The sequence below is a fragment of the Massilia sp. BHUDP2 genome (genome assembly GCF_046236355.1).
In the GTDB taxonomy this organism is placed as follows: domain Bacteria; phylum Pseudomonadota; class Gammaproteobacteria; order Burkholderiales; family Burkholderiaceae_D; genus Telluria; species Telluria varians.
Genome location: NZ_JBJUVW010000001.1, coordinates 1,154,388 through 1,164,747, shown reverse-complemented (window position 1 = coordinate 1,164,747; position 10,360 = coordinate 1,154,388). Strand labels below are relative to the sequence as shown.

The 10,360-nt window shown below is 67.0% G+C and carries 6 protein-coding genes; 2 read left to right on the top strand and 4 right to left on the bottom strand.

Annotated features, from left to right (window positions below; translation table 11 throughout):
* Position 1 precedes the first annotated feature (1 nt).
* From ACK6C6_RS05115 to ACK6C6_RS05105, 3 genes are all read right to left on the bottom strand, one after another.
* On the bottom strand, positions 2-1,624 hold the full coding sequence (locus ACK6C6_RS05115; RefSeq protein ID WP_409266232.1) for a ShlB/FhaC/HecB family hemolysin secretion/activation protein: 1,623 nt from the start codon (positions 1,622-1,624) through the stop codon (positions 2-4).
* A gap of 184 nt (positions 1,625-1,808) precedes the next feature.
* Positions 1,809-4,076, bottom strand: coding sequence for a CHASE2 domain-containing protein (locus tag ACK6C6_RS05110; RefSeq protein ID WP_409266230.1), 2,268 nt, complete (start codon positions 4,074-4,076; stop codon positions 1,809-1,811).
* A gap of 15 nt (positions 4,077-4,091) precedes the next feature.
* Positions 4,092-5,723, bottom strand: a complete 1,632-nt coding sequence (locus ACK6C6_RS05105) for a GAF and HD-GYP domain-containing protein (protein WP_409267302.1) — start codon at positions 5,721-5,723, stop codon at positions 4,092-4,094.
* 180 nt (positions 5,724-5,903) lie between these two features.
* On the opposite strand from ACK6C6_RS05105, the gene ACK6C6_RS05100 reads away from it, so the two are divergent.
* Both ACK6C6_RS05100 and ACK6C6_RS05095 read left to right on the top strand, forming a co-directional pair.
* On the top strand, positions 5,904-6,800 hold the full coding sequence (locus ACK6C6_RS05100) for an MBL fold metallo-hydrolase (protein ID WP_409266228.1): 897 nt from the start codon (positions 5,904-5,906) through the stop codon (positions 6,798-6,800).
* Between the two features lie 142 nt (positions 6,801-6,942).
* Positions 6,943-7,149, top strand: a complete 207-nt coding sequence (locus ACK6C6_RS05095) for a hypothetical protein (protein ID WP_209589008.1) — start codon at positions 6,943-6,945, stop codon at positions 7,147-7,149.
* Between the two features lie 62 nt (positions 7,150-7,211).
* On the opposite strand, the gene pulA is transcribed toward ACK6C6_RS05095, so the two are convergent.
* Positions 7,212-10,301, bottom strand: a complete 3,090-nt coding sequence (gene pulA / locus ACK6C6_RS05090; protein ID WP_409266227.1) for a pullulanase-type alpha-1,6-glucosidase — start codon at positions 10,299-10,301, stop codon at positions 7,212-7,214.
* Between the last annotated feature and the right edge of the window lie 59 nt (positions 10,302-10,360).

Sequence of the window (10,360 nt, the reverse complement as noted above, 5' to 3'; positions counted from 1 at the left end):
CCTAGTAGGCCAGGCCGACGCGCAGGTGCAGCCTGTCCTTGTCGGCGCCGCCCAGGGCGCCCTCGTTCACCACCTTGCCGTAATCGACCTGCAGGCTGGCCGCGCGCCCCACCGAGAAGCGCAGGCCGGCGCCGGCGCCGGCGATGGTGGTGCTGCGCAGTTCGCCCGGCAGCGCCTTGTTGCGCTTGCCGTAGGCAGTGTCGTAGAAGCCCAGCAGGCGGCACTGCCAGCCGCTGCGGCTGCACAGGTTCGGGGTATACACTTCCAGGTTCAGGCCCAGGCCCGAGTCGGCCGCCAGGGCACGCTCGTCGAAGCCGCGCACGCTGGTCGAGCCGCCGGCGCCGAACTGCTCGCCCGGCACCAGGGCATCCGGCGAATACTGGCCGTTGGCCAGCACGCGGCCCAGCCAGTCGCCGGCGCCGATGCTGCTGCTCCAGGCGCCGGCCAGGCGCAGGGCGGTGTAGCCGGCCTTGGCGCCCGAGCGCGCCACGCTGAAGTCTTCCTGCGCACCGCGCGAGCCGCCGGGCAGGTTGCGCAGCAGGGTCGCCGAGACGTTCACTTCGCTGTTGTCCAGCACCGCGCGGCCGAGGTAGCCGATGCTGAGCGGACGCACGGTGACCTTATTGCCGAAGTCCTGGTTGAAGAACATGACGCTGTTCTTGTAGGCCTTCACTTCCAGGCCGGCTACCAGGCGGCCTTCGAGATCGCGTCCGCCCAGGCTGCGCTTGTCCAGCACCTTGCTGTAGCGGGCGCCGTAGACCGCGCCGCGCCCGCTCACCGCCAGGTCGAACAGGCCGGCGCTGACCACGCCCGAATCCACGTCGGAATAGCTGGCATAGAGGTCGAGGGCGGCGCCTTGCGCGTACAAGGGCACGTGATAGCCCAGGCCCCAGACCGCGACCTGCGACGGCTCCTCGACCGTGGTGGTGTACTGCAGGCTGCCGACGTGGCCGCGGCCCCAGAGGTTGGCATGCTGCAGCACCAGGCCGGCGTGGGTCTTGCCGGTCTCGCCCGTGCCGGTGTTGTCGAAGTTGGCCATGACGGTCCAGGGGCGCTCTTCGGCGACTTCGACGCGCGCGTCCACCGTGTCCAGCCCAGCTTCGTCCTGCGCGCCGCTGCCGAGGCTCAGCTTGAGCTTCCTGGCCGGGTTCTCGTTGGCCAGCTTCAGGTTGGCCGAGACGCGCGCCAGGTTCGGGGTCTCGCCTTCGCGCAGGGCCGGCAGGCTGCGGCGGATGTTCGCGGTGCTGAAGCTGCTATTGCCGTCCACCGTGATCCTGCCGATCCGCGTCTGCAGCACATGCAGGCGCACCACCCCGCCGTCGAGCTCCTGCTCCGGCAACTGCACCGTGACCAGCTTGTAGCCGCGCGCGTGGTAGAGCGCTTCGAGCGCATCCAGGGCGCGCTGGACGTCGCCGAAATCGCGTCCCTTGCCGGTAAACGGCGCCACAGCACCCTCGATCTCGGCAGCGCCGAGCAGGGTGTTGCCGCTGACCTCGAAGCGCTGGACGTCGAAGCGGACGATGTCGTCGGTACTGCCGGCGGCACCGGGTTCCTGTCCCCAGGCGCCGGCCACGGCCATGGCAAGCACGGAGCCCGCAAGCAGGCGCGCAAAGCGTTGTTTCATCGGATTTGCTTTATAGACTGTTGTTTTTATGAGTTTTTCTTATGAATCATGGACATGCGATGGCCGCATACGGGTCATGGTCGATGGCAGTGTAACGAGCTTTTTGTTGCAATGGAGAAAAACTAGAACGTCAACGGAAACTTCCCCCACACAAAGGGGGGCATTCCGTTGCTTTAGTGACACACTACTTCGTGTCGAAGCGCGTCACCCCATCCCAGTCCATGCCCGGAGGATGGGCGCGGTAGTGATCGATGCGCTCCAGGTACAGGGTGTACAGGCCGCGCTCGGGATGGGCGTTGGCCAGCGCCCGGATCGCCGCCTGCGCGGCGTCCCAGTCTTGCGCGCGCAGCCGCGCCAGTGCCGCCTCCCATTGCGCCAATTCGTCGATGACGGCGGGCGCCAGTTGCGCAGGCTTGCCGAGCGGTTCGTAGATCGCGACCGGCTCGTTCTTGCCCTTCACCCGTACCCGGTCGAGCTCGCGGTAGACGAATTCCGGAGCCGCCAGCCTGGTGGCGGCCCCGACCGCGATGCCGACGCCGTAGACCTTGGTGATGCCTTCCAGGCGCGCGCCGAGGTTCACGGCGTCGCCCATGACGGTATAGGCGCGGCGGATGTTGGAGCCCATGTCGCCGACGTGCATGAGGCCGGAATTCAGGCCGATGCCGATCTTCAGTTCCGGCCAGCCGCGCGCCAGGAAGTCGCGGTTCAGGCGCGCGGCGCTGGCCTGCATCAGGAGCGAGGTGGCCACCGCGCGGCTGGCGTGGTCGGCGAACGCGACCGGCGCGCCCCAGAAGGCCATCACGGCATCGCCGATGTACTTGTCGAGCGTGCCCTGGTGGCTGGAGCGGATGTCCTCGGACATCGCGGTGAGGTAGAGGTTGATGTACTCGCGCAGCTCCTTCGGGGAGAGGCCCTCGGAGATGGTGGTGAAGCCGCGCACGTCGACGAACATGACGGTCAGCTCGCGACTTTCGCCATCCATGTTGTAGGCTTCCGGGTCCTCGGCCATCTTTTCCACCAGCTCGGGGGCGACGTACTCGCCGAAGCGGGTGACCAGCGCCCTGCCCTTGCGGAATTCGAAGAAGTAGCCCCAGGCGAGATTCAGCACGAACAGGGCGCCGACCAGCAGCAGGCAGATGAAGACGTTCAGCACCAGGTCGTGTTCGGTGTAGGCGTACCAGTTCAGCCAGCCGCAGCCGACGAAGACGGTGGAGGCGAGCAGCACCGACCAGGCCGGGGCCAGCACCGGCAAGGCCAAGCTCAGGAGCAGCCCGACCACGAGCGCCAGGCCCGCTTCGAGCGCCTCGGCGGACCAGGGACGCGCCTTGAAGCGCCCGTCCAGCATCGACTTGATCATGTTGGCGTGAATCTCGACGCCCGGATACTGGGCGCTCACCGGCGTGGCCCGCAGGTCCTGCAGGCCCGGGGCGGTGGTCCCGACCAGCACGATCGTCCCTTCGAGCAGCGCTTTCGGCACCTTGCCCGCCAGGACGTCGGCCGCCGACACGTAGGGGAAGGCCCCGCCGTCCGGCCCGCCGCTGCCGCGGAACTGGACCGTGCTGACCATGCCGTAACCGACCGGGAAGCGCACCACGCCAGCCTTGTTGGTGAACATCTGGATGGTGTCGAAAGCGGAGGCGTCGCGCTCGGCCTGGGACATCTGGTCCACGCTGGTGTCGAGCACCGGCTTGATCGCGCGGGTCTCCAGGAAGGCCGCGATGGTCGCCAGCGACAGAGAGGCATGGTAGCCGTCGCCGATGCGGAACACGAGCGGCGAGGAACGCACCAGCCCATCGGCATCGGGGATGGCCGTGAACACGCCGGCGCCGGCCGCGGCCTGCTGCAGGCGCGCGATGTTGGCCTCGTAGCCGGTGCCGAAGGCGGCCGTCGCTTCGCGGCCGTTGAGGAATTCGGTGGTGAACAGCGGTTCCGGCAGCACGCCCTTGGCCTGCTGGTCCGAAATATTAAAGCCGAGCACCACCGGCTTGCCTTGCATCGAACGCGCGAACATGCCGTCGTAATCGAGGGCCGGCTTGAGCGTGTCGAGGCGTTCGCGCAGTGCGCCCACGTCCTTCAGCTCGCGCGCGGCCAGGCGCTCCAGCACCTCGTAGCCGGAACTGGTGTCGGGCTCCGGGAACGAGACGTCGAAGCCCACCGCCCCGACCCCGTAGTGATCGGTCAGCTGCTCGACCAGCCGGGCCATGACATTGCGGCTCCACGGGAAACGGCCCACCTCGGTCAGGCTGCGGCTGTCGATATCGACGATCACGATGCCTGGATCGAGCTCGTAGGGCTCGAGGCGCATGCGCATGTCGGCGATGATCGTGTCCTGGCGCTCGATGGTGTGGCTGGTCCAGGCGCCCCAGACGTACAGCACGGCGGCGAGGGTGAAGAGCAGCCCGAGCGCCCAGCGCGCACCGTACCGGGAGAATGCCTGGCGAAGACGCTTCATGAGGGGCTGCGGGTGCTACGGCCGGTAGCCCGGAATCGCCGACTCGTCCACCTCGTCGATCTGGTGCGCATCCATGTTCTTGTGCGCGAACTGCAGGTACACGCGGTTGCGCACGAAGATGTCGAACAGGTCCGGGTCGATGTGGCCGTTGAGGGCGAACTTGCCGAGGATCTGCAGCGACTCGGACAGCTTCTTGCCCTTCTTGTAGGGCCGGTCGCAGGCGGTCAGCGCTTCGAAGATGTCGGCGATCGCCATGATGCGCGCCTGCACCGACATCTGGTCCTTCGTCAGCCCTTTCGGATAGCCCTTGCCGTCCATGCGCTCGTGGTGGCCGCCCGCGTACTCCGGCACGTTCTTCAGGTGCTTCGGCCACGGCAGCGACTCGAGCATGCGCACGGTGACGTCGATGTGGTTGTTGATGATCTTGCGCTCGTCCTCGGTCAGGGTGCCGAAGCGCACCGTCAGGTTGCGCACTTCGTCCGGGCTCAGGAAATCCTGCTCCTGCCCGTCCGGCCCCAGCCAGCGGTACCGGGCGATGCGGCGCACGCGCTCCTGGTCGTCAAGCGACATCCCCTCGCTGCCCACGTTGGCACGGCGCAGGAAGTCGCGGTCGGCGCGAATGCGCCTCTGTTCCGACAGCAGGCGGTCCTCGATCGCCGCCAGGTTGGCGCCCGGCTCGATTCGCGCGCGCAGCGCGCGGATCTCGCAGTCGCGCAGCAGCACCTCGAAGCGGGTGTCGACCAGGTGGATGCGGTCAAAGATGGTTTCCAGCTTGGTCGACTTGTCGACCACATGCACCGGGGTGGTGATCTTGCCGCAGTCGTGCAGCAGGCCGGCCAGCCACAGTTCCTTGCGGTCGGCGTCGTTCATGCGGAATGCGGCGAGCGGCCCCTGGGTGGTGTCGTGCACCGCCTCGGCCAGCATCATGGTCAGCTCGGGCACGAACTGGCAGTGGCGGCCGGTATACGGCGACTTCTCGTCGATGCCGATGTTGATCAGGTTGACCAGCGCTTCCAGCAGGCTTTCCAGTTGCTGGATCAGGAGCTGGTTGGTCAGCGCCACCGCCGCCTGCGCGGACAGCGCTTCGATGAAGCGCTGGTCGGTCGGGGAAAACGCGCGGATCTTTCCGGGCTCCGGGTCATTGGCCGAATTTTTCGCGTTAACCAGCTGGAGCACGCCCACCAATTCGCCCTCGTGGTCGGTCATCGGCACCGTCAGGATCGACTGCGAGTGGTAGCCGAAGGTCGCGTCGAACGAACGCATGCCCGAGAAGTTGAACACGTCGGCCTTGTAGACGTCTTCGATGTTCACCGACTGGTTGAAGTTGGCCGCGTAGGCCGCCACCGAGGCGATGTTCTTGTTGCCGTAGTTGTCGTAGAGCGGCACCGGCGCGATGTCGATCGGCTTGCCGCTCACCCCGCCCTGGTAGATCTCGAGGGTGTCGTTGATCGAGATGTGGAAGCACAGGCTCCTCCGGTCTTCGCTCGGACGGTACAGGGTGCCGCCGTCGGCATCGGTCATGTGCTTGGCCACGCGCAGGATGCGGTCGAGCAGCGCGGCGGTGTCATGCGTGTCCCCGAGCGCCACGCTGACTTCGGTGAGCTGGTGCAGGCGTTGCGCGATTTGGGTGGGATTCAGCTCTTGCATATGCATGCAGCAATTTTCTTGCCAATAGGTAATTTCTTCGAAGTGTAGCTTCCTTACGACCCGGTGTATATCCCAGAGGTGGGGGGAGTTCGAAAAATGCGGATTTTTGATGCTTTTGGGAACAAAACCCTTATCATGCTCGGTATTCAAAAAACATAACAAGTTCGGCTGGGAGTCCCGATGAAATTCCGCTTCTGGGGGGTGCGTGGTTCGATACCGTCCCCCGGTCCACGCACGGCGCGCTACGGCGGCAACACCACCTGCATCGAAGTGCGCAGCGACGATGGCACCCTGATCATCCTCGACGGCGGCACCGGCCTGTTCCCGCTGGCCCAGCACCTGCTGGCGCGGCCGCAGGCGCCGGCGATCCAGGCCAACATCTTCATCACCCACAGCCACTGGGACCACATCCATGGCCTGCCCTTCTTCACGCCGCTGTTCATCAAGGGCAGCCGCGTGCGCCTGCACGGCGCCCACGATCCGGTGACCGGCAAGGGCATCGAGCACGTGATGGCGGTGCAGCTGCAGAACAGCTACTTCCCGGTCAGCGAAACCCAGATGGGCGCCACCATCGAGTACCGTACCCTCGACATCGGTACGCCGGTCGCGGTCGGCGATGCGGTGGTCGGCAATGTCCTGATGAACCACCCGGTCACCAACCTCGGCTACCGCATCTCCTGCCATGGCCGCTCGCTGTTCTTCACCGGCGACCACGAACCCTGGCACAACCCCTATCCGCCGGGCGACCCGGCCTTCGACGCGTTCGAAGCGCACCTGGGCGGGCGCCAGCGCGCGATCGACGCCGCCATGGCCGGCGTGGACGCACTGATCGTCGACTGCTCCTACACCCGCGAGGAATACCCGTCCAAGGCCGGCTGGGGCCACGGCACTTTCGATGCCGCCATCGAGATGGCGCTGCGCGTGGGCGCGCGCGCCCTGTACTGCACCCACCACGAGCCGACCCGCGGCGACGACGAGCTCGAGGCCGCATTCGCCACCGTGATGGCGCGCTACCGCGCGCGCCTGGGCGAGCTGCAGGTGCACTTGGCCTTCGAAGGCCTGGAAGTCACGCTGTGAAGCACGCGCCGTCGGCGCGCAGCGCGAGGCAGCCATCCGCCATGGGTAATCGTGCGGTGGCCGGTGGAAAAGCCGCCCTTTCCGGCATGGGCGGCACTACAATCGCTCCTGTTGAAACGTCTTGAAGAAGGAGTTGTATCGTATGAAGAAGTTGATGCTGGCCGCCCTCGCGTCCACCCTGCTGGGCGGCTGCGCCCATCAATCCTCTACCCCGCGCGAGAGCCGGGCCCAGGATGACGACTACGTCTCGGTCGGCAGCAATATCCCGCGCAAGAAGACCGCCGGCGCCAGCCCGGTCAGCACCGCGAGCGCAGCCGAAATCGAGAACGATCGGATGAGCGGCAAGTAATCCATATTGGGCCGCGCAGGCCGCCAGCGAACAAGGCCAGGATCACCTGGCCTTGCTGCTGCTTACTCCTCGCCGCGGTTCGCCCCCCTCTCGACGAACACCGCCGCCGTGCGCGCCGGGATCGTGAAACTGCCGTCGGCGTCGCCGTAGCCGGACGTCTTCACCACCGGGTCAGCCGAGCTGACCTGCACCTGGTGCAGCTTGAACTTGCGCCCCTTCAGCTCCGGGATCGCGATCGTCTTCGCTTCCTTGTCCACGTTGAACAGCACCGCCACGCTGCGGTAGCGCGCGTCCGGGTAGCGGCCCGGCCTTTCCCCGTCGATGTGCATCACCACCAGGCCGGGCAACTGGTCCGGCCCGGTGTTGTAGAAGCGCAGGCGCTCTTCGACGTCCTTCGCACTGCGCAGGCGGAACAAAGCGCTGTCCGTGCGGATCCGGAGCAGATCTTCAAACGCCTCCTTCGCCGCCAGGATCGCCCTGGTATCCGGCTTGATCAGCGGGTTTTCCAGCACCGGCGTCATCAGGCCCCAGTTGTCGCGGTTCTTGTCGCTTGAGGGCAGGCCCACGCCGAAGTTGTTCGACGCGTAGCTGTAGTCCAGGCGGTTGAACCAGTCGCCCGCATTGTAGCTGTCGCGGTCGAGCGACTTGGAACGCAGCAGCTCCTGTCCCGCATGGATGAAGGGAATGCCCTGCGACAGCAGCACGATGGCAGCGCCCAGGTTCTGCACCCGCACCCGGTCCGCAAGCGAGGTCGATTGCGGCAGGCGGAAGGCGTTGATGTCGAACAGGGTCTGGTTGTCGTGCTTCTCGACGTAGTTGATGGTTTCGACCGGGCTGGCGGTGTAGCCGGCGCGCTGGCCGAAGTAGTCGATGTCGGCATTGCTGCGCAGCGAACCGAAACGGTCGACGAAGCGGTAGTCGCGCAGGGTGCCCGACAGGCCCACGCGCACCAGGTCGGCCAGGCGCAGCGCATCGTCGCGCGACTGCCTTGCCAGGTGGTTCGGGTCGTACCACACGCCGTTGATGAAGCCCTGCTGGCTGATCAGGTTCTCGCCGCCGTCGCAGCAGCCGCCGCCGCGCACCGTGTCGCGCAGGCGGTCGTTGAAGGAGCCGATGCCGGTGCCGAACAGGTTGGCCTGGCGCGCCGTCACGAAGCGCTGGTCGTTGGCGACCGCGCCGAAATTCCAGCCCTCGCCGTACAGGTAGATCTCGCGGCCGGCGGCCTGGTTGACGCGCGCCTGCAGTTCCTGCATCACGGCCAGCGGCGCAAACGTCATGATGTCGAAGCGGAAGCTGTCGACCTTGTACGCGCTGGCCCACAGGGCCACCGAATCAAGCATCAGCTTGGCCATCATGGTGTGCTCGGCGGCGGTGTCGGCGCAGCAGCTGTCGTTCAGGTTGGCGCCCTTGTCGTTCAGGCGGTAGTAGTAGGTCGGCACGATCTTGTCGAGGGTCGACAGCTGGCCCTGCTGCGAGGCGCTGGTGTGGTTGTAGACCACGTCCATGGTGACCCGCAGGCCTGCCTCGTGCAGGCTCTGCACCATCTCGCGGAACTCGCGCACGCGCGCGGCGCCGTCGTTGGCGTTCGATGCATAGCTGCCTTCGGGGGCGTTGTAGTGCACCGGATCGTAGCCCCAGTTGAAGCAGTCGGCATCGCGCACCGCCTCGATCGCGGCCTGCTGTGCTTCCGAGGCCGGGCCGGCATCCGGGATCACGGGCGACACGCAGCCGGCTTCGTTGACGCTGGCGATGTCGAACACGGGCAGCAGGTGCACGTGGCTCAGGCCCGCCTTCTGCAGCGACTGCAAGTGGCGCATGCCGCGCGAATTGCGCTCGGCAAAAGCCAGGTACTTGCCGCGGCGCGCGGCCGGCACCGAGTCGTCGTTCAGCGAGAAGTCGCGCACGTGCAGCTCGTAGATGGAGATGTCGGCCGGATGCGCGAGCGCCGGGATGCGGTGCTTGTCCCAGTTGCGCGGCTTGAGTTGCTCGCTGTCGAGGTTGGCGAGATAGCTGCGGGCGCTGTTGGCGTTCAGGCTCACCGAGTAGGGGTCGGTGACGGTATTCGTCACCAGCGTGTTGTCGGCCCAGCGCGACAGCACCTTGACGGTGTAGGTGTAGTAGGCGCGGTTGGTCCAGTCGGCGCTCGGGGCCGTGTAGCTCCAGACTCCGGTGGCGGCATCGAAGCGCATCGGCACCTGGCTGGCGGCGGGCGCGTTTGCGTCCGGATAGATGTCGAGCGCCACCGACTTGGCGGTCGGCGCCCACAGGCGGAAGGTGGGCACGCCGGCGCCGTTGAAGCTTACGCCGAGCCTGGTGTCGGCCGCGCGGGCGGCGAACACCTCGTCGAGCATGCCGGCGGTCTGCAGCGAGGTCACCTGCACCAGCTTGCCGCTAGCGTCGAACCGGGCGATCGCGAACTGGGCGCTGGCCAGAGCGGCGACCTTGGCCGCGTCTGGCGTCGACAGCGCCAGGCCGGTGCTGCCGGCCAGGTGCGGAAATTTCGCGCGCACCGCCTCCGGCAGCGGCGCCAGGCTCAGGTCCATGCTGCCATCGAAGCCGGTGACGCCGGCCGCGCCCGAACCGAGGCCGCCGTTCGCCGCGTAGTACAGCTTGTAGCTGCCGCTGGCGGGCGCGCCCGGCCAGGCCAGGGTGGCGGCGGCCAGCCAGTGGGCGCCGGCCTGGGCCAGGCTGCCGTAGCTGGGCGCCGGCGGCGCGGTGTAGATGCTGCAGTCGCCCTCCAGCAGCCAGATCTCGTGGCCACGGCTACCCACGTCGGCAGGCAGCTGCGCGCCCTGGTCGGCGCCGCAGTTCTTGGTGCCGCTGCCGTCGGTGACGAGGAACCACAGGGCGGTCTTGCCTGGCGCCAGCGGAATGTCGACCCAGCCGCCGAAATCGTCGCTCTGGGTGAACATGAAGCGGTCCGTGATCCAGGCCGAGCTCGGCCTGGCCGGGCCATCCCAGGAATACACGCCCCACTGGGCGGTATCGTTCTGGACGCGGCGGAAATGGATGCGGATGGTGCCGGGCGCGACCGGCGCGGCAGCGCTGGCGGCCGGCTGCTGGGCGAAAGCGCTGGCGGCCGGGAGCCCGACGCCGCTCACGGCTGCCAGCAGCCCGCACACGGCCAAACCGCGCCGCAATGGTGAAGTCAAACTACTTCTAGTGCGCATGGTGTCCCCTTTGTCATTGTTTTTAAACGCTGATTACCCGG

Excerpts from the sequence above, each read along its gene's own strand:
- ACK6C6_RS05115 (WP_409266232.1), bottom strand. The coding sequence starts at position 1,624 with ATGAAACAACGCTTTGCGCGCCTGCTTGCGGGCTCCGTGCTTGCCATG.
- ACK6C6_RS05110 (WP_409266230.1), bottom strand. The coding sequence starts at position 4,076 with ATGAAGCGTCTTCGCCAGGCATTCTCCCGGTACGGTGCGCGCTGGGCG.
- ACK6C6_RS05105 (WP_409267302.1), bottom strand. The coding sequence starts at position 5,723 with ATGCAAGAGCTGAATCCCACCCAAATCGCGCAACGCCTGCACCAGCTC.
- ACK6C6_RS05100 (WP_409266228.1), top strand. The coding sequence starts at position 5,904 with ATGAAATTCCGCTTCTGGGGGGTGCGTGGTTCGATACCGTCCCCCGGT.
- ACK6C6_RS05095 (WP_209589008.1), top strand. The coding sequence starts at position 6,943 with ATGAAGAAGTTGATGCTGGCCGCCCTCGCGTCCACCCTGCTGGGCGGC.